Annotated in this window: 19 protein-coding genes; 5 read left to right on the top strand and 14 right to left on the bottom strand. The window is 75.2% G+C overall.

Annotated features, from left to right (window positions below):
* Positions 1 to 4 precede the first annotated feature (4 nt).
* From ybeY to hrcA, 9 genes are all read right to left on the bottom strand, one after another.
* The gene (gene ybeY / locus TOK_RS16575) at positions 5 to 541 is read right to left on the bottom strand and encodes an rRNA maturation RNase YbeY (protein ID WP_098958788.1); all 537 of its coding nucleotides are present in this window, start codon (positions 539 to 541) and stop codon (positions 5 to 7) included.
* Positions 542 to 653: 112 nt separating this feature from the next.
* Positions 654 to 1673: a PhoH family protein gene (locus TOK_RS16570; protein WP_374754903.1), complete on the bottom strand. Its 1020-nt coding sequence runs from the start codon at positions 1671 to 1673 to the stop codon at positions 654 to 656.
* A 219-nt stretch (positions 1674 to 1892) separates the two neighbouring features.
* Entirely contained in the window at positions 1893 to 2426 is a 534-nt protein-coding gene (locus TOK_RS16565) for a hydrolase (protein ID WP_098958786.1), read from the bottom strand.
* 131 nt (positions 2427 to 2557) lie between these two features.
* Positions 2558 to 4222: a thiamine pyrophosphate-binding protein gene (locus TOK_RS16560; RefSeq protein WP_098958785.1), complete on the bottom strand. Its 1665-nt coding sequence runs from the start codon at positions 4220 to 4222 to the stop codon at positions 2558 to 2560.
* Positions 4219 to 4992, bottom strand: a complete 774-nt coding sequence (locus tag TOK_RS16555) for a cyclase family protein (protein ID WP_098958784.1) — start codon at positions 4990 to 4992, stop codon at positions 4219 to 4221. Before TOK_RS16555 ends, TOK_RS16560 begins: the two co-directional genes overlap by 4 nt.
* Positions 4993 to 5045: 53 nt before the next feature.
* Positions 5046 to 5813 carry a S9 family peptidase gene (locus tag TOK_RS16550; protein WP_098958783.1) on the bottom strand — a complete coding sequence of 256 codons (768 nt, stop codon included), beginning with the start codon at positions 5811 to 5813 and terminating at the stop codon, positions 5046 to 5048.
* Between the two features lie 259 nt (positions 5814 to 6072).
* Positions 6073 to 6819, bottom strand: coding sequence for a 16S rRNA (uracil(1498)-N(3))-methyltransferase (locus TOK_RS16545; RefSeq protein WP_098958782.1), 747 nt, complete (start codon positions 6817 to 6819; stop codon positions 6073 to 6075).
* Between the two features lie 20 nt (positions 6820 to 6839).
* Positions 6840 to 7994: a molecular chaperone DnaJ gene (dnaJ, locus tag TOK_RS16540; RefSeq protein ID WP_098958781.1), complete on the bottom strand. Its 1155-nt coding sequence runs from the start codon at positions 7992 to 7994 to the stop codon at positions 6840 to 6842.
* Between the two features lie 134 nt (positions 7995 to 8128).
* Positions 8129 to 9148 (bottom strand): heat-inducible transcriptional repressor HrcA, encoded by a 1020-nt coding sequence (hrcA, locus tag TOK_RS16535; protein WP_098958780.1) that lies wholly within the window; start codon positions 9146 to 9148, stop codon positions 8129 to 8131.
* Positions 9149 to 9184: 36 nt separating this feature from the next.
* Here hrcA and TOK_RS34135 point away from each other — a divergent pair, with 36 nt between their 5' ends.
* Genes TOK_RS34135 through TOK_RS16515 form a run of 5 tightly spaced genes read left to right on the top strand, consistent with a single transcriptional unit; the run spans position 9185 to position 12565 of the window.
* Positions 9185 to 9499: a hypothetical protein gene (locus TOK_RS34135; RefSeq protein ID WP_253258422.1), complete on the top strand. Its 315-nt coding sequence runs from the start codon at positions 9185 to 9187 to the stop codon at positions 9497 to 9499.
* On the top strand, positions 9453 to 9665 hold the full coding sequence (locus TOK_RS34130) for a hypothetical protein (RefSeq protein ID WP_253258421.1): 213 nt from the start codon (positions 9453 to 9455) through the stop codon (positions 9663 to 9665). The genes TOK_RS34135 and TOK_RS34130 overlap by 47 nt, the downstream gene beginning before the upstream one ends.
* A 43-nt stretch (positions 9666 to 9708) precedes the next feature.
* Entirely contained in the window at positions 9709 to 10821 is a 1113-nt protein-coding gene (locus TOK_RS16525) for a hypothetical protein (protein WP_098958779.1), read from the top strand.
* On the top strand, positions 10818 to 11741 hold the full coding sequence (locus TOK_RS16520; RefSeq protein WP_253258420.1) for an ABC transporter ATP-binding protein: 924 nt from the start codon (positions 10818 to 10820) through the stop codon (positions 11739 to 11741). The genes TOK_RS16525 and TOK_RS16520 overlap by 4 nt, the downstream gene beginning before the upstream one ends.
* A complete protein-coding gene (locus tag TOK_RS16515) occupies positions 11738 to 12565 on the top strand; it encodes an ABC transporter permease (RefSeq protein ID WP_098958778.1) in 828 nt (275 codons plus the stop codon). Before TOK_RS16520 ends, TOK_RS16515 begins: the two co-directional genes overlap by 4 nt.
* Positions 12566 to 12594: 29 nt before the next feature.
* Here TOK_RS16515 and TOK_RS16510 read toward each other — a convergent pair whose 3' ends face one another.
* The 5 genes from TOK_RS16510 to TOK_RS16490 all read right to left on the bottom strand — a co-directional run.
* The gene (locus TOK_RS16510) at positions 12595 to 13389 is read right to left on the bottom strand and encodes a triacylglycerol lipase (RefSeq protein WP_098958777.1); all 795 of its coding nucleotides are present in this window, start codon (positions 13387 to 13389) and stop codon (positions 12595 to 12597) included.
* A 127-nt stretch (positions 13390 to 13516) separates the two neighbouring features.
* Positions 13517 to 14707, bottom strand: coding sequence for a radical SAM family heme chaperone HemW (hemW, locus tag TOK_RS16505; protein WP_098958829.1), 1191 nt, complete (start codon positions 14705 to 14707; stop codon positions 13517 to 13519).
* 10 nt (positions 14708 to 14717) lie between these two features.
* Positions 14718 to 16994: an HlyD family efflux transporter periplasmic adaptor subunit gene (locus TOK_RS16500; RefSeq protein ID WP_098958776.1), complete on the bottom strand. Its 2277-nt coding sequence runs from the start codon at positions 16992 to 16994 to the stop codon at positions 14718 to 14720.
* A gap of 1 nt (position 16995) precedes the next feature.
* Positions 16996 to 18228: an ABC transporter permease gene (locus TOK_RS16495; protein WP_098958775.1), complete on the bottom strand. Its 1233-nt coding sequence runs from the start codon at positions 18226 to 18228 to the stop codon at positions 16996 to 16998.
* Positions 18225 to 18796: ABC transporter ATP-binding protein (locus TOK_RS16490; protein WP_098958774.1), on the bottom strand; the 572-nt coding region annotated here is incomplete at its 5' end. The genes TOK_RS16495 and TOK_RS16490, both read right to left, overlap by 4 nt.

Here is an 18796-nt window from a genome sequence, read left to right as displayed (position 1 = left end):
GGTCTCAGCCGTCCTCGAGACCGGCGGCGCCGAGGACCCGGGCGTCGGTGCGCCGCTGGGCCTCCTCGCGTGCGACGCGCTCCCGCGCGGCCCGCCACTCCCCCAGCAGCTTGTCCTGCAACGCGAACATCTCGCGTTCCTGGTCGGGCTCGCCGTGGTCGTAGCCCAGCAGGTGCAGCACTCCGTGCACGGTGAGCAGGTGCAGCTCGTCGGGCAGGCCGTGACCGGCCTTGCGGGCCTGGTCGCTGGCGAAGGCCGGGCACAGCACGATGTCGCCCAGCAGCGCCGGCCCGAGGTCCGGGGCGTCGGGACGGCGGGTGTCCTCGGCCAGCTCGTCCATGGGGAATGCCATGACGTCGGTCGGGCCGGGCTCGTCCATCCAACGCTCGTGCAGCTCGCTCATCGCCTCCGTGGTGACGGCGGTGATGGCCAGCTCGACCGCGGGGCTCACGCCCATCGCGTCGAGCGCGTAGCGGGCGACGGACACGATCAGCGACTCGTCGACGGCGATGCCGGACTCGTTCGCGACCTCGATGCTCACTGGATTCCTCTGCGCGTGACGTCCCGGACGGAAGGTCGCCGGTGCTCCGAGGGTAGTCGGGTGCCCCGACACCCCGGCCGTCGCGTCCGCCGACCGGGGTAGCGCCCTCGGATCAGCGCCGGCCGCGGCGCCGCTGGTCCGGACCGGTGCGCGGCGCACTCGACAGCCCGCGCTGCTCGCTGACCGCGTCGAAGCGCGCGTAGGCGTCGACGATGTCGCTCACCAGCCGGTGGCGCACCACGTCGGTGCTGGTCAGCTGGGAGAAGTGCACGTCGTCGACACCGTCGAGGATCTCCCGCACCACCTGCAGCCCCGAACGGGTGCTGCCCGGCAGGTCGATCTGCGTGACGTCGCCGGTGACGACGATCTTCGACCCGAAGCCCAGCCGCGTCAGGAACATCTTCATCTGCTCGGGCGTGGTGTTCTGCGCCTCGTCGAGGACGATGAACGCGTCGTTCAGCGTTCGGCCGCGCATGTAGGCAAGCGGCGCCACCTCGATCGTCCCCGCCGCCATGAGCTTGGGGATCGACTCCGGGTCGACCATGTCGTGCAGCGCGTCGTACAGCGGGCGCAGGTACGGGTCGATCTTCTCGAACAGCGTGCCGGGCAGGTAGCCCAGCCGCTCCCCCGCCTCGACGGCCGGCCGCGTGAGGATGATCCGGTTGACGAGCTTGCTCTGCAGGGCCTGCACGGCCTTGGCCATCGCCAGGTACGTCTTGCCCGTACCGGCCGGACCTATGCCGAAGACGATCGTGTGCGTGTCGATCGCGTCGACGTAGCGCTTCTGGTTCAGCGTCTTCGGACGGATCGACTTCCCGCGCCGCGACAGGATGTCGAGGCTCAGCACCTCGGCGGGTGACTCACCCATCCGCTCACGGTCGGCCGCGTTCTCGTCGGACAGCATCTCGACGGTGCGGCGCACCGTGTCCTGCCCGACCTGCTGGCCGCGCTGGGCCAGCGTGACCAGCTCCGCGAAGACGCGCTCGGCGAACGCCACGTCAGACGGCTCGCCCGACAGCGTGAGCTCGTTGCCACGGACGTGCACGTCGGCGTCGAGGAGTTCCTCGGCCGTGCGCAGGCTCTCGTCGCGCGAGCCCAGCAGGGCCAGCAGCGCGGTGTCCGGCAGAGCCATCCTGGACTGGACTGTGTTCGGCTCGGTCCCGGTCAAGTCTCGTGCCGCCTGCTTCCTCTGCTCTCCCGCCGCGGCGGGGGTCGGTTCTCCGCGGTCGCCCAGCAGCGCTCACCGGCGCCGCCCCTGCGACGCCGCCGCTGCTCCGCGACGCACGAATGCTACCGCCGGGCACCGACAGTCCGCCGCGCGATTGTCGACGGGCACGACGAGCGGTCGGGACTACCGCAGCCGCTTGGAGATCTCGCGGAACCTCGGGTGCCGGGAGTCGCGCATCCACTCGAACAGCACCATCTCGCTGGTGACGACCTCGGCACCGTGCTCGCGGGCCCGCTGCAGCGCCGCGTCGCGGTCGCTCGGGCGACGCGACCCGACCGCGTCGGCCACCAGCACCACCCGCAGGTCACGATCGCGCAGCCCGACGACCGTCTGCAGCACGCAGACGTGCGCCTCCGCCCCGGTGACGACGACCTCGTCGCGCCCCGGGGGCAGCAGCGTGTCGAAGCCGGGCTCGTCGACGGCGGAGAACGCCGTCTTGGGCATCACGAGCTGCGGGAACGCGCCGAGCTCCGGCACCGTCGGGCCCAGGCCCTGCGGGTACTGCTCCGTGGCCGCGACGGGCACGTCCAGCAGGCCGGACGCCTCGCCGAGGAGCGCCGTCCGCGCCACCACGGCGTCGCCGTCGTGGATGGCGGGCACGAGCCGTTCCTGGAGGTCGATGATCAGCAGGACCGACCGGGACGCGGTGAGCAGCACCCGGCCACCCTAACCGCCCACCCACGCCGCGCGGCCCGCCCCAGCGCCGAACCCGCGCGCAACCTCACGGTCGTGAACCGGGCCTCCCGACGGCCGTGAGGTTGCGGGCGGGCATGTCAGCGGGGGCGGGTTCAGTGGCCCCGGAACGCCTCCGCGAGCCACCAGGAGCCACCGTCGGAGGCGATCTTCGCGTCCACGAGCAGAGGCCGGGCGCGGGGGCCCGCGACCCAGTCGCGCACGCCGTCGAGGTCCGCGGCCGTCCGCACGGTGACGGCGTCGAAGCCGTAGCCCCGGCCGATCGCGGCGATGTCGGTCTCCGGGAAGACGACGGTGGCGAGGTCGTCGCCTGCCGGCCCGAAGTGGTGCACCTCGGCGCCGTAGCCGCGGTCGTCGTACACCACGACGACCATCGCCAGGCCCAGCCGCGCGACGGTCTCCAGCTCGGCGGCGGCCATCAGCGCGCCGCCGTCGCCCAGGGCGGCGACGACCAGACGGTCGGGGCGGGCGAGCGCGACGCCGATGCCGGTGGACAGGCCCAGGCCGACGGACTGGAAGCCCTGGGTGAAGCAGAAGCCGGCCTCGTCGGGGACGGCCAGGTAGGCGGCGGGATAGCCCATGAAGTTGCCGGAGTCGACGGTGACGCTGCGGTCGGCGGGCAGGACGTCGTCGAGGCCGATGGACAGGACGCGAGGGTCGATGCCGTCGGGTCCGGTGAGGTCGGGCGGGTCCAGCGGGACGTCGCGCCAGCGGCCGGCGGTGGCGATCCGGGCGCGGACGTCGTCGGTGCGGTACCCGGTGCGCCCGGGGCCGTCGAGGGCGACCGCGACGTCGGCCGCGGTGGCGCCGACGTCGCCCAGCACGCCGAGATCGATGGGCCGGTTCGCGCCCAGGGCGTCGGCGTCGAGGTCGACCTGCACGACGGTGGCGTCCGGGCCGATGAGGGCGCCGTGGCGCATCGTCCACATGTTCAGCGCGCACCCCCAGCCGACGAGGACGTCCGCGTCCGCGATCAGCTCCGCGGCCAGCGGGGTCGCGAAGCCGCCCGAGATCCCGAGCGACCAGGGATCCCCGGTGAACAGCCCGTTCGCGACGGCCGAGGTCGCGAGGAGGGCGCCGCAGCGTTGGGCGAGGCCTGCCAGCTCCGGCCCGGCGCCACGGGCCCCTCGCCCGGCCACGAACATCGGTCTGCGCGCACCCGCCAGCGCCGCGGCGAGTGCGGCCACCGACGACGCGGCCGGGCGGGGCGGTGCGAGCGGGACGAGGTCGGGGACCTCGACGTCGTCGAGCGAGTCCAGGCCCGGGACCGCGGCGGCCTGCACGTCCAGCGGGAGGTTGAGGACGACGGTGCGGCGCTGCTCGGTCGCGGTCCGGTGGGCACGGACCGTGTCGGCCAGGGCGCTGCCGGGAGTGTGGACCCGCTCGGCGACGGCGCCCACCGCCGTGACCAGCGCGTCCTGGTCGATCCGGAAGTTGGAGCGGACCGCGGCGCCGCCGGTGTCGGCAGCCACCACGAGCAGCGGGGTGCGGCTCTTCGCGGCCTCGGTGATGCCCGTCATCGCGTTCGTCAGCCCGCAGCCCTGGTGCACCGACAGCACGGCGGGGACGCCGGTGGTGCGGGCGTGCGCGTCGGCCGCGGTGGCGGCGCCGGCCTCGTGCCGGGTCGCGGTGAAGGGCACGCCCGCGGCCCGCAGCGCGTTGGTGACGTGGAAGTTCCCGCTGCCGACCACCCCGAACACGTGCCCGGCCCCGAGCCTGCCCAGCACGGTGCCGACGAGCTCCGCGACGGTGACCGTCATCGTTCGACGAGGGCCAGCACCCGCGCCGGGCTGCCCGATCCCGACACGATGGGCAGCGGCCCGGTGAGAAGGACCGCGCCCGTCGGGGGCAGCGACGCGAGGTTCTGCAGCTGCGTGAGCCCGTACTTCCCGGCGCCGAGCAGGAACGAGTGGCACGGGAACGGCGGGTCGAACGAATGCGCGGTTCCCGCGTCGGTGCCGACGGTCTCGACCCCGACGCCGAGCAGCGACGTCTCCTCGGCCAGCCAGCGCGCGCAGGCCACCGACATGCCCGGCGTGTGCGGGCCGGTCTCGTTCGCGTTGAGGAACGCGGCGGCGTCCTCGGCACGGGCGTCCCAGCCGGTGCGGTAGAGCAGCCAGCCGCCGTCGGGCAGCGGGCCGTGCTCGGCCGTCCAGGCCTCGACGTGCTCGACCTCCAGCAGGAAGTCGGGCTCGGCGGCTGCGTGGGCGGAGAAGTCCAGTACCGCCGCCGGAGCCACCAGGCGGCAGGCCGGGACCTGCGAGACGTCCTCGCCCTCGCGGCCGGTGACCCAGTGGACCGGCGCGTCGAAGTGCGTGCCGGTGTGCTCGCCGGTGTGGATGTCGTTCCAGTACCAGGCGGGGCCGCGGTCGTCGTAGCGGCTGATCTGCGAGAGCGAGAACGGGATCGTGTTGGCGAACGGCGGCGGGAGCTGCAGCACGGGCGTGCCGGCGTGCAGCGGCGCGGTCAGGTCGACGACCTCGATGCGGCGGTCACGGAGCGCGGCGAGCAGGTCCTGCAGCACGGCCATGAGCTGTCCCCTCCTGCCGCGCGCGGACGGGCGCCGCCGTGGCGGGGTCCACGCTAGCTGCCGATCAGCCGCACGATCGCGGACTCGCACGCACGCCACGCCTCGGTCCCCGGGTCGATCACCGCGAAGTGCTCGACGCCCGGCAGGACCACCAGCTCGGCCGGGTCGCCCGCCGCCTGCGCAGCCGCGACGTAGCGCTCGCTCTGCCGCAGCGGGACGTTGACGTCGGCGTCGCCGTGGACGCACACCACCGGCACGCCGACGGGCAGCCGTTCGGCGGGCGAGGCGAGCGCGTAGCGGTCCGGGTCGTCCTGGGGTCCGGCGCCGAGCAGGTCCTCCACGGCGCCGCGGCCGACGCCGTTGCGGGCGGCGTCGACGAGGTCGAGCACCCCGGCCTGGCTGACCGCCCCGCGCAGCCGCACCGCCGGGCCTGCGCCGGGCGCACCCGCGGGCAGGCCGGGCCGGGCGGCCAGCCAGGCCGCGAGGTGCCCGCCCGCGGAGTGCCCGAGGGCGACGACGCGGTCGGGGTCGAGCCGGTCCTGTCCGGCCAGGAGGTCGACGGCGGCGGCGACGTCCTCGAAGGTCGCCGGCCAGCCACCGCCCGCGCCGACGCGGCGGTACTCGACGTTCCACGCGGCGAACCCGGCGGCGGCCAACGTGGCGGCGAGCGGGCGGCCGAGCGCGAGGTCGTAGCGGGCGCGCCAGAACCCCCCGTGGATGACGACGACGGTCCCCCGCACGTCGGCACCGTCGGGAGGCAGGGTCAGCTCCCCGAACTGTGCCGGGTCGGTGCCGTAGGCCAGCCGCATCGGGGTGCTCACCCCCGGATCATCGCGCGGCGACGGGACCGTCGCGGGGTGGGGTCGTCGCACGGGCCGGGGATGCCACGCCGCGATGGATGTGGGGGGACACCCACCGCGGCGTGGCGCCGCCGGACGAGGGGACTCTCCGGCGGGCCCCACGGGTGTGTTCCACCCGGGTCCGGCGCGGTCGACGAGGCGACCGGAAGTGCGCGAAATATATCTCCGCGCATTCGGGAACGGGACATTCGTCACCCGGATGCCGAACGGTGTCCCACGGTCAGCCGTGCGGCGTCCATCGGCTGGTCAGGGCACCTATGGCGCCGAGCGCGACGGCGGCGGCGGTGGAGGCACGCAGCACCTCGGGGCCGAGCCTGACGGCCACGGCACCGGCCGCGGTGAGGGCGGCGATCTCGTCGTCGGACACACCGCCCTCGGGGCCGACGACGAGCAGGACCTCCCGGACGTCCGGGGTCAGGGCGGCGGCGAGGCCGTCGGTGGCCGACTCGTGCAGGACCAGGATCCGGTCGAACCGGAGGGCCAGTGCGGCCAGCTCGCGCGTCGACACCGGGGCGCCGACGGGCGGGACCCAGGGCCGGCGGGCCTGCTTGGCGGCGGAGCGGACGGTCGTGCGCCACCGGGCCAGCGCCTTCTCGCCGCGGGCGCCGTCCTCCCACTTCGCGACGCAGCGCGCGGCCCGCCAGGGCAGGATCTCGTCGACGCCCGCCTCGGTGGCGAGCTCGACGGCCAGCTCGGAGCGCTCGCCCTTCACCAGCGCCTGCGCGAGGACGACGCGTGGCGTCGGTGGGTCGAGCACCGCGACGGAGACGACGCGCAGGTCCAGCCGGTCACGGCCCACGGTGTCGACGACGGCGCGCGCGAGCCCGCCGCGGCCGTCGGCAAGGGTGATCTCCTCGCCGACGCGCAGCCGCCGCACCGTGGCGGCGTGCCTGCCCTCGGGGCCGTCGAGCACGGCGTCGGCCCCGGTGGGCAGTTCGTCGACGAGGAACAGCGGCGCGGTGCCCACTGTGGCTAGCGCCTCATCGGTCAGCGGCCGCCGAAGCGCAGCCGGGAGAACAGCCCGTGCCCGTTGCGGCTGCCCATGGCCAGGTCGGGCTGCTCCTCGCCGCGCAGGGCGGCGAGCTTGCGCAGCAGCTCGGTCTGCTCCTTGTCGAGCTTGGTGGGGACGGCGACCTCGATGTGGACCATCAGGTCGCCGTGGCCGTCGACGCGCCCGTTGGAGCGCAGCCGGGGCATGCCCTTTCCGCGCAGCGTGCGGACCGTCCCGGTCTGGGTGCCGGCGGTGATCTCGAGGTCCTCGGCGCCGTCGATCGTCGGGAGGGCGACGTTGGTGCCCAGCGCGGCGGCCGTCATCGGGAGGCTGACGGTGCAGTGCAGGTCGGCGCCATCGCGGGTGAAGAACTCGTGCGGGGTCTCCTCGACCTCGACGTACAGGTCGCCCGCCGGGCCGCCGCCCGCGCCGACCTCGCCCTGGCCGGCGAGGCGCACACGCATCCCGTCGGCCACCCCGGCGGGGATGCGGACGCCGACGCTGCGCCGGGACCGGACACGGCCGTCGCCCGCGCACTGGTGGCACGGCTCGGGGATGACCTCGCCGAACCCGCGGCACGTCGGGCAGGGCCGCGACGTCACGACCTGGCCGAGGAACGAGCGCTGCACCGACTGGACCTCGCCCGCCCCGCCACAGATGTCGCAGCGGGTGGGCGAGCTGCCGGGCGCACAGCCCGAGCCGGTGCAGTCGGAGCACAGGATCGCGGTGTCGACGGTCAGCTCCCGCTGCACACCGCTGGCGCACTCCTCGAGGGAGAGCTGCATGCGGATCAGCGCGTCGGCACCCGGCTGGACGCGGCTGCGCGGCCCACGGCCGCGACCACCGGCCGAGGAGCCGAAGAAGGCGTCCATGATGTCGCCGAAGCCGAACCCGCCACCGAAGGGGTCACCCCCGCCACCACCGCCGCGGCCGTTGTCGAGCGGGTCGCCGCCGAGGTCGACGATGCGTCGCTTCTCGGGGTCGTTGAGCACCTCGTAGGCGGTGCTGACCTCGCGGAACTTCTCCTGCGCCGCGGCGTCGGGGTTGACGTCGGGATGCAGTTCCCGGGCGAGCTTGCGGTACGCCCGCTTGATCTCGTCAGGACCCGCGCCCTGTTCGACGCCCAGGATCCCGTAGTAGTCGCGTGCCACCCTTGCGTTCCCCATGGTCCTTCGCTCGACGAATCGCAGTTGAGAGTTACGTTGAGAGTTACAGAGTACGTGTCACGGAAGTCGAGCCGGACGGGCTCAACCCGCCTGCCGTCGCGTCGACGGACGGCGGAGCGTCACCGCCCGGACAGGATGTCACCCACGTAGCGGGCGACGGCGTGCACCGCCGCGATCGTGCCCGGGTAGTCCATCCGCGTCGGTCCGAGGACACCCATGCCGCCCAGGATCGTGCCCTGGCCGTAGCCGATCGAGATGACCGAGGCGCCCCGCAGGTCCTCCACCTGGTTCTCCTCGCCGATGCGCACCGTGACCAGGCCGGGGTCCTGCGCCGCGGCCAGCAGCTTGAGGACGACGACCTGCTCCTCCAGCGCCTCCAGCACCTGGCGCAGCGAGCCCGGGAAGTCGGCGACGTTGCGTGTGAGGTTCGCGGTGCCGCCGAGGACGAGCCGCTCCTCCGGGTGCTCCACCAGCGTCTCGATCAGGACCGTCGACAGCGTGACGACGACGTCGCGCAGCTCGGTGGGCACCTTGTCGGGCAGCTCGGCCACCGCGACGGAGGCGGCGGTGAGCGGGCAGCCGACGAGCGCCCCGTTGAGATGGCCGCGCACGGCGGCGACGTCCTCGTCGGACAGGACGTCGCCCAGGTCGACGACACGCTGGTCGACGCGGCCGGAGTCGGTGATGAGCACCAGCATCAGCCGGGCCGGGGTGAGTGCGACGACCTCGAGATGGCGGACCGTCGAGCGGGTCAGCGTCGGGTACTGGACGACGGCGACCTGCCGGGTCAGCTGCGCCAGCAGGCGCACGCTGCGACGCAGCACGTCGTCGAGGTCGACCGCGCCGTCGAGGAACGACTGCACCGCGCGGCGCTCCGCGGGCGAGAGCGGCTTGACGTCGGCGATCCGGTCCACGAACAGCCGGTAGCCCTTGTCGGTCGGGATCCGGCCCGCGCTGGTGTGCGGCTGGGCGATCAGCCCGTCCTCCTCGAGGGCGGCCATGTCGTTGCGGACGGTCGCGCTGGACACGCCCAGGTTGTGCCGGTCGACGATCGTGCGCGAGGCCACGGGCTCCTGCGTCGACACGTAGTCGGCGACGATGGCCTGCAACACCGCGAACCGGCGTTCCTCGGCGTTCACCGCGACCTCCCCCGTTGTTCCTCGTGTCCATTCTAGGTGCTCCGACCCCGTTGCACGGGGTGGCGCACATACGGTGACCTGCGCCACGACCCGGGGCGGACTGGTCCGCGTGCTGCTGCGCCGCCCGTCCTCGACGCGATCGCCGCGGGCCGCGTCACCCGGGCCTACCGGCGCTGGGACCGCGCCCGGGTAGAGGCGGGCACCCGGCTGCGGACGATCATCGGCGTTCTCGGGGTGACGGCCGTCGAGGTCGTCGACGAGACCACGCTGACCGACGCCCACGCCCGACACCCGCCTCGCCCGCATGGACGCGACCTCGCCCGCCGGGCCCTGGACGGCCGCTCGCGCTGATCGCGGAGAACCCCGAGGTCCGCGCCCCGACCCGGCGCTGCGCGTCGGCCGGGAGACCGCGCCGTTCGAACGCGACGTCCGCACGCTCGAGGAGCTCGGGCTGACCGAGAGCCTGCCCGTCGGCTACCACCTGTCGCCACGGGGACGGGCGTACCTGCGGATCTGAGTGTTCACCCACACCCGACGTCCGCTGTGGCAGCGTCGGTGCCGTGGCCGCCGGGGGACGACGAGCGCTGAGCCGCCGCACGCTGCTCGTCGGTGCCGGCGCCGCGGCCCTCGTCGCCGCCGGCACGGTGTCGTGGCCCGCCGGCGCGACCGGCGCCCCCGGTCCCGCCGAGCTGCTCGCCCGCATCCGGGCCTCGGCTTCGCAGCCCTACAGCGGGCTCGCCGAGGCGTCGGGACGGCTCGGCCTGCCCGACCTCCCGCAGCTCGAACAGGCCACCGCCCTCTTCACCGGGACCACCCGCATCCGGGCGTTCCACGCGGGCCCCGACCGCTGGCGCGTCGACGAGCTCACCGCCGCGGGTGAACGCGACGTCTACCAGCTCGACGGCGTGGAGTCGTTGTGGGACTTCGGGTCCCAGCGGCTCACCCGGATCGTCGGGACGACCTCGCTGCGCCTTCCCCGGGCCGGCGACCTGCTGCCGCCCGACCTCGCCCGCCGCATCCTCTCCGCCGCGCCCGACGATCCGATCACCGCACTGCCCGACCGTCGCGTCGCCGGCCGGGCGGCCGCGGGCGTCCGGCTCACCCCCGCCGACCCCGACACCACCGTCGCGCACGTCGACGTCTGGGCCGACGCGCCCAGCGGGCTGCCGCTGCGCGTCGAGATCTCCGGCCGCGCCGACCCCGGGAGACCCGTCCTGATCAGCGAGCTGACCTCGGTCGACCTGACCGCGCCGCCCGACGACGTCCTCGTCCCCGTCGTCCCACCGGGCGCGACCGCCACCGAGGTGGCCGCCACGGACCTCACCGGTGCGCTGCGTGTCCTCGGCCCGGCAGCACCCCCCGGGCGGCTCGCGGGGCGCGGCCGGCTGCCGCGGTTCCCCGACCTGCCCGGGATCGGCGTCTACGGCTCCGGGCTCGGCGGGTTCGTGCTCGTGCCGCTGACCGGCCGGATCGCGGGCCAGGCCGTCGACGGGGCCACCGGTGCGGGCGGCGTTCCCGTCACCGTGACCAACGGCCGCGCGGTCGGGGTGTCGACGCCGCTGCTGTCGGTCGTCATCCGCGCGGGCGGGCGACGCGGGGCACTGCTCGTCGGCACGGTGTCGCCGTCGGTGCTCGCGCAGGCCGCCGGCGAGCTGTCGGGGCAGGCCCCGTGACCGGGCCGGTGATCACGACGTCGGGGCTGACCAAACGGTTCGGCCGGGTCGTCGCCGTCGACCACGTCGACCTCGAGATTCCTGCCGGGGTGCGGTTCGGGCTGTTGGGCCCCAACGGATCCGGGAAGACGACGCTCGTGCGGATGCTGCTCGGCCTCGTCCACGCAACCTCGGGCTCGGCGACCGTCCTCGGCGAGCCGATGCCGCGGCGCGCCGCCGTCGTCCTGCCGCAGGTGGGCGCGCTGGTCGAGGGCCCGGCCGCGTGGGGGCACCTGTCGGGACGGACCAACCTGCGCCTGCTCGACGCCGCCGGCCCCGGAGGCCGTCGCCGCGACCGGCGCCGCCGCGTCGACGACGCCCTCGACCGCGTCGGGCTCGGCGGCATCGACCGCCGCCCCGTCAAGGCCTACTCCCTCGGGATGCGCCAGCGCCTCGGGATCGCCGCCGCCCTGCTGCGCGCCCCCCGGCTGCTGCTGCTCGACGAGCCCACCAACGGCCTCGACCCCCGCGGCATCCACGAGATGCGCGACCTGCTCGTCACCCTGAACGAGACCGGGACGACCGTCGTGCTGTCGAGCCACCTGCTCACCGAGGTCGAGGCGCTGTGCACGCGCGTCGGGATCATGGATGCGGGCCGGCTCGTCCTCGCCGACGACCTCGACGCCCTCCGCGCCCCCACCGGCCGCATCCGGGTCCGCACCCCCGCACCCGACGCCGCGCTCGCGCTGCTCGACGGGCGCGTCGAAGGCCGGGCCGACGACGTGCTGACGGTCCGCGGCGACGACCCCGCCGAGCTCAACGCGCTGCTCGTCGGCGCCGGGGTGCCGGTCACCGCGATCGACCGGGAGCAGCGGACGTTGGAGGAGGTCGTCCTCGGTGTCACCGGGAGCGGCAGCGACCGGTTCGAAGGGCACCGATGATCGGGACCGAGCTCGTCCTCATGCTGCGCAGACGTCGCGTCTGGCTGTGCTGGGCGCTGCTGTGCCTGCTGCCGACGGTCGTCGCCGTCCTGCTCGCCACCACCCGGCTCGCGCCCCCACCCGGCCGGGGTGGCGCGTTCCTGTCCGCCGTCCTCTCCGACGGGCAGCTCTTCCCCGCCGCGGCGCTGGCGCTCGTACTGCCCGTGTTCCTGCCGATCACCGTCGCGATCGTCTCCGGCGACGCCGTCGCGGGCGAGGCCGCCGCCGGGACGTTGCGCTACCTGCTGGTCCGGCCCGTCGGCAGGTTCCGGCTGCTGTTCGCGAAACTCGTCTCCGTCGCCGCGTTCACGCTGCTCGCGGTCCTGTTGGTGACGGTCACGTCCTACGTCGTCGGGGTGATCGCGTTCGGGTTCGGCCCCGGCGCCGAGCTCGGTGGTGGCGGTATCGCGTCACTGTCCGGGGCGACGCTCACCCCGCTGCAGCTCGCCGGGCGCACCGCAGGCACCGTCGGCTACCTGGCGCTGTGCATGCTGACCCTCGGCGCCGTCGGCATCCTCTTCTCGACGCTCACCGACTCCCCACTGGCCGCCGCGCTCGGGGTGCTCGCCGTCGTCGTCACCAGCGCGGCCCTTCAGCCCCTCGACGCCGCCGAGGCCGTCCGCACCTTCCTGCCGACGCAGCACTGGCTCGCGTGGATCGACCTCTTCCGCGACCCCCCGCTGCTCGACGCGGTCCGCACGGGGATCGAGGTACAGCTCGGCTGGATCCTCGTCGCCTTCGGCGCGGCCTGGGCGAACTTCACGACGAAGGACGTGACCTCGTAGAGCCTGTGAGCGAGCTCGGTTCCCGCTGGTCAGCCGGTGGCCCGCAAGGTGGCGCAGTCCGCCGGACCGGGCGTCGTCAACGGGGTCGTGCCCAGCGCGCGCAGCACCGCGCCGGTGACGACCGGGTCCGTCGGCAGGCCCGAGTGCGTGACCCGCGCGCCCGCGCACACCGCCTGCACCGACGTGTCCAGCGCCCCGGCCAGCCGCGCCGAGTCCGGCGGGGTGACGGTGTCGTCGTCGGTCGTCCACAGCGACAGCCACGGCAGCAACGACCCGACGCCCGCCCTGTCGATCTCCGCCAGCTCCGGTGACCCCGGGACCAGCTGGCGACACGCCACCGGGCACGCGTCCGGCGCCAGGCTCGCCCCCGCCGTCGCCAGCGTCGTCCCGTGCAGCGGCGCGCCCAGCGTCACCACCCGGCGCGCCCTCGACGCCCCGTCGTCGCGCGCCAGCCACAACGCCGTCACCACGCCACCCGCCGAGTAGCCGACCACGTCGACCGACGGCGCCCCCGCCGCCAGCGCGTCGTCGACCGCCCGGTCGAGGACCGCGACCTCCGCCGACAGGTCGCCCGTCCCGTCGACCAGGGTGAGGACGGTCGCCTGCCGGCCCGTCGCCTCGATCCGCCGCGCCAGGGCGAGCAGCGAGTTCCGGCTGCCGCCGTAGCCGGGGACCAGCAGCACCGGACCGGGGCGGTCGTCGGCAGGGCGGGTGCCGGGCAGCGGCAGGCCGGGCCCACCGAGCACCCGCACCCCGACGACGATCCCCGCCGCGACGACCACGAGCACCAGCAACCCGACCAGCAGCCTGCGCCGCGGACTCACCCCTGCACTCCCGGAGCCGCTGCCCGCGCCGCCGCCCCGCGCCCCGAACGAACGGCACAGCGGCGCGACCGAGTGGAGCGACTGCGCCGTTCGTCCGGGAAGTGGGGCTCGACGGTGGGGGGCCGCCTCATGCGGGGACCGCGGTGAGCAGGTCGGTGACGACGCGGTCGGCCAGCAGGCGGCCACGGCGGGTCAGGATCGCGCGACCACCGTCCGGCGCCGCCCGGTCCAGCGCCGCCGGCTCCAGCAGGCCCTCGGCGGCGGCGCGGCCGGCGGCGGCGCGGCCGGAGGCGTCGAGCAGGTCGAGCGGCAGGCCCGTCGCGAGACGCAGCCGCAGCATGACGCGCTCGGTCGCCTGCTCCTCCGCGCCCAGCAGCTCGTACCCCGCCTCCGGCGCCTCCCCGGCGGCCAGCATCGCCGCGTAGCGGGCCGGGTGCTTCACGTTCCACCAGCGCCGCCCGGCCAGGTGCGAGTGCGCGCCGGGGCCCGCGCCCCACCAGTCGCCGTCGAGCCAGTAGCCGAGGTTGTGCCGGCAGGCCGCGGCGTCGCCGGTCGCCCAGTTCGACACCTCGTACCAGCGCATCCCCGCCGCCGACAGGGTGTCGTCGATGATCTCGTAGCGGGCCGCGGCGACGTCGTCGTCCGGGGCGGCGAGCTCCCCGCGGCGGACGCGCCGGGCCAGCGCGGTGCCGTCCTCGACGATCAGCGAGTACGCCGACACGTGGTCCACCCCCGCCGACAGCACGGCATCGAGAGAGGCGCGCAGGTCGTCGTCGGTCTCGCCGGGTGTCGAGTAGATGAGGTCGAGGTTGACGTGCCCGATCCCCGCGGCCCGCGCCTCCCAGGCGGCGGCGACCGCGCGGCCGGGGGTGTGCCGGCGGTCGAGCACCGCGAGCACGTGCTGCGCCGCCGACTGCATGCCCAGCGACACCCGCGTGAACCCGGCGTCGACGAGACCCGCGAAGAACTCCGGCGACGTCGACTCGGGGTTGGACTCCGTCGTCACCTCGGCGCCAGGGGCGAGACCGAACTCGGCGCGCACCGCGTCGAGCACCGCACCGAGGCGCTCCGCCCCGATCAGCGACGGTGTGCCACCACCGACGAACACGGTGTCGACGGGCCGCTCCCCCACGACCGCGGCCGCCCCGGCGAGCTCGCGGCGCACCGCGTCGAGCCAGCCGTCGGGCGACGTCCCGGAGCCCGAGCCCGCGAGCTCGTCGGCGGTGTAGGTGTTGAAGTCGCAGTACCCGCAGCGGGACGCGCAGAACGGCACGTGGACGTACACGCCGAACGGCGTCGAGGATTCTGGGACGGGCACTCCGTCGAGGTTAGCCGCCCGCGCGCCCGCCGCCTCCCCCGCCGAGGGTGCGCAGGCCTGCGGCGCCACCCGTCGGCAGCGGCTGGGAGAGGTCGGCGAGCACGACCTCGTCGCCGTCGCGCAGGCCCGACGTGATCTGCGTGGCGGTCGTACCCGCCGCGCCGACGGTGACCGGAACGGTCGTGAGCGTCCCGTCACGCAGGACGTCGACGGTCGTACCGCCCGGCCCGGTGTGCACCGCCGAGGTCGGGACGGTCAGCACCGCGGTGGCCGAGGCGACCGTCAATGTCACCGTCGCGCCCGACCCCGCCGGCAGGGCGGGCGGTGTGCCGGTCAGCGCGATCGTGACCGGGTAGGTCACAGGTGATCCCGTGCCGCCGGGCAGCAGCCCGACCGACGCGACCTTCCCCGTGAGCGGCTGCTGCGAGCCGTCGGCGACGATCTGCGCCGCGTCACCGACGTGGACGCTGCCGATGCTCGTCTCCGGGACGGCGACGACGACCTCGTCGGCACCCGGGCCGATCACGACTATCTGCGCCGTCCCCGCCGAGCCGCCGACCTGCCGGCCCGCGGTGAGGTTCACCGCCGCGACGGTGCCGGCGATCGGCGCGAGCAGGGTGGCCTGGTCGCGGTTCCGCTGGGCCGTCGTGAGCTGGGCGGACGCCGAGTCGACCTGGGCCTGGTCGGCGGCGAGCTGGGCCGCGGACACGACCGTCGTGTGCCCGGCGCTGCCCGATCGCGCGCCCCCGGCGCCGGCGCCCCGTCCCCCCGCAGCGCCCCGTCCCCCCGTAGCGCCCTGTGCCCCCGCAGCGCCCTGGGCTCCCGCAGCGCCCTGCCGCTCCCCTGCCCCAGGACCGTTCGCACCCTGACCATTCGCACCCTGACCATTCGCACCCTGACCTGCCTCGCCGCCCGCTCCGCTTCCGCCGGTTCCGGGCCCTCCGGCGCCGGGCGCGCCTGTGCCTGAACCACCGGCGCCGGGCCCACCAGCGCCGGACCCGCCGGCACCGGCCGACCCACCGCTGCCGGCGCCGGTTCCTCCCGAGCCCGACCCTGTCCCGCCCGAGCCACCCGTCCCCGAGCCACCCGTCCCCGCGCCACCAGTCCCCGCGCCACCAGTCCCCGCGCCACCAGTCCCCGCGCCGGCGGCCGCCGTCAGCGCCGCGTCGAGCGCGGACTCGTCCGATGCCAGCGTGTGCTGCGCCGCGGCAACGGACTGCTGGCCGGCCATGACCGTCCTGATCGCGGCCTGGCAGGCCGCCAGCGCGGTCGCGGTCGAGGACGTGCCCACCGGCACGACGGTCCCGGCACCGGTCACGAACACCGCGGCGGCCGCGTGCGACCCGGCCGATCCGCGCGGCGTACCGGACCCCGCCGCACCGGACCCCGCCGCACCGGACCCCGCCGCACCGGACCCCGCCACACCCGGACCCGCCGCACCCGAACCGGTCGCACCCGAACCGGTCGCACCCGAACCGGTCGCGCCGGAACCCGCCGCACCCGGGCCCGTCGCCCCGGAGCCGGAACCGGGCCCCGTGCCGGGGTCGGTCACCGCTGCCGTCGCGGCGAGCACGGGAGCGCACGCGGTCGTCTCCGCGGTGAGGTCGCGCTGTGCGGCGGCGAGCAGCGCGTCGACGGTGCGCTGGTCGGCGAGAACCGCTGCCTGCGCCTTCGCCACGGCGCCCCCGCCCGCCCCGGCAGGCACGACTGCCGACGCAGGCACGACTGCCGGAACAGGCACGACGTCCCGACCCGCGGCCACGACCTTCGTGGCGGGCACCAGGTCGCCGGCGACCGCGTACACGGCCGGCACCACGATCGCGCCCCCCGTGAACGCCGCCGGCGCGGCCCCGGACCCGGCGCCCGACGCCCCGGACGACGCCCCCGCCGACGTCACGGACGTCTGTCCCGACCGGTCGGCATCGAGCTTCGCCTGCGCCGTCGCAAGCGTGGAGCGGGCCTGGGCGACCTGGGCGTCGAGGGTCGTCGTGTCCAGTGCGGCCAGGGGCGCGCCGGCGGCGACCTGCTGCCCGACGGCCACCGCGACCGTCGTCACCTGCCCCGCGATCGGGAACGAGAGGTCCGCCTCCGAGGTCGGGGTCACGGTGCCGGTCGCGTCGAGGGTGGCGGCGACGTCGCCGGTGCGGGCGGCGGTGGTGCGGTAGCGCCCGGAGTCGTCGGCGCGGGCCACCCCGGTCACGGCGAGCCCGACGGCGAGGACCACGACGGCGCCGACGGCCACCCAGGTGCGGGTCCGCCAGGAGCGAGGGTGCAGGACGGCGGACATGTCATTCGCTCCGCAGTGCGTCGATGGGGGCGAGCCGCGCGGCGCGGCTCGCCGGGTACACGCCGAAGACCAGGCCGATCGCGATGGCGACGACGATCGCGCCGATCGTCACCGGTACCGACACCAGGATCGGCTGGCCGATGGCCTCGGAGAGCAGGAGGGCGGCGAGCCCGCCGAGGATCGCCCCGGCGATGCCGCCGGCGAGCCCGAGGACGCCGGCCTCGACGAGGAACTGCCGGCGGATCACCGAGGGCGTCGCGCCGAGGGCCTTGCGAAGGCCGATCTCGCGGATCCGTTCGGTGACCGACACCAGCATGATGTTCATGACGCCGATACCGCCGACGAGCAGCGAGATGGCCGCGATCCCACCGAGGACGGCGGTCAGGGCGCCGGTGATGGCGTTGGCGGTGTCGAGGATGGACTGCTGGCTGGTGATGCTGAAGTCGGCGTTCGCGGGGTCGGTGACGCGGTGCAGCGCGAGGAGCTCGGCGTTCGCCTCCTGGTAGGCGGCGGGCAGCGCCTCGTTCGTGGCGGCCTGCATGTAGATGGTCTGGACCGCGCTGCGGGCGGTGCCGCCGAGGACGCGGTCGGCGGCGGTGCTGAACGGGAGCAGGGCCTGGTCGTCCTGGTCGGTCGCGGCCGACGACCCGGCGGGGGCGAGGACGCCGACGACCGTCATCGGCACCCCGGCGACGGCGACGCTGCGGCCCAGCGGTGAGGCGCCGGCGAACAGTTCGGAGGCGGTGGTCGGGCCGAGGACGACGACGGGCGCGTGGGTGGTGACGTCGTCGGCGGTGAGGAAGCGGCCCGCGGAGAGGGTGCGGGCGCGGACGGTCGCGTAGTCGGGGGTGGTCCCGACGACGGTGGTGGTCCAGTTCGCGGAGCCCGCCGTCAACGACTCGGAGCGCTGCACGGTCGGGGCCACGGCCGAGATGTCGGGGGCGACGTCGCGGGAGGCGAGGGCGGTGGCGTCGGCGAGGGTGAGCGTCGACGCGCTGCCCTGGCCACCGCGCACCCCGTCCGCGGCGGTGGTGGAACCGGGGGTGACGACGAGCAGGTTGCTGCCGAGAGCGTTGATCTGCGACGTCACGGTCTGCCGGGCGCCCTGCCCGAGCCCGACGGTGAGCATCACGGCGGCGATCCCGATGAGGATGCCGAGCATCGTGAGCCCGGACCGCAGCCGGTGGGAGCGGACGGCGTCCCAGCCGGTCCGGATGGTCTCCTGCCAGTTCACGCCGCCACCTCGCGCCCGGTGTCGGAGTGGATCTCGCCGTCGAGGATGCGGACGACCCGTGATGCCGCGGCGGCGACGTCCTCCTCGTGGGTGATCAGCACGACGGTGCGGCCGGCGGCGTTGAGCTCGGCGAGGAGGGCGAGGACGTCGGTGGTGGCGGCGGAGTCGAGGTTGCCGGTGGGTTCGTCGGCGAGCAGGAGTGCGGGTTCGGTGACGAGTGCCCGGGCGATGGCCACGCGTTGCTGCTGGCCGCCGGACAGCTCGCCGGGACGATGTTCGGCACGGTCGGCGAGGCCCACCCGGGCGAGCGCCGCGAGGGCGCGTTCCTTGCGTTCGGGTCGCGGGGCACCGGCGTAGCAGAGCGGGAGCTCGACGTTGCGCCACGCCGACAGCGACGACAACAGGTTGAACTGCTGGAAGACGAACCCGATGCGCCGGTTGCGGACGAGGGCGAGCGCCTCCTCGTCGAGGGTGCCGACGTCGGCGCCGGCGAGCCGGTAGGTGCCGGTGGTGGCGACGTCGAGGCAGCCGAGGACGTGCATGAGGGTGGACTTCCCGGAGCCGGACG

The organism is Pseudonocardia sp. N23 (assembly GCF_002583555.1).
Lineage (GTDB): Bacteria > Actinomycetota > Actinomycetes > Mycobacteriales > Pseudonocardiaceae > Pseudonocardia.
The sequence above is the reverse complement of the archived record's forward strand: the minus strand, read 5'-3'. Positions and strand labels throughout refer to the sequence as shown.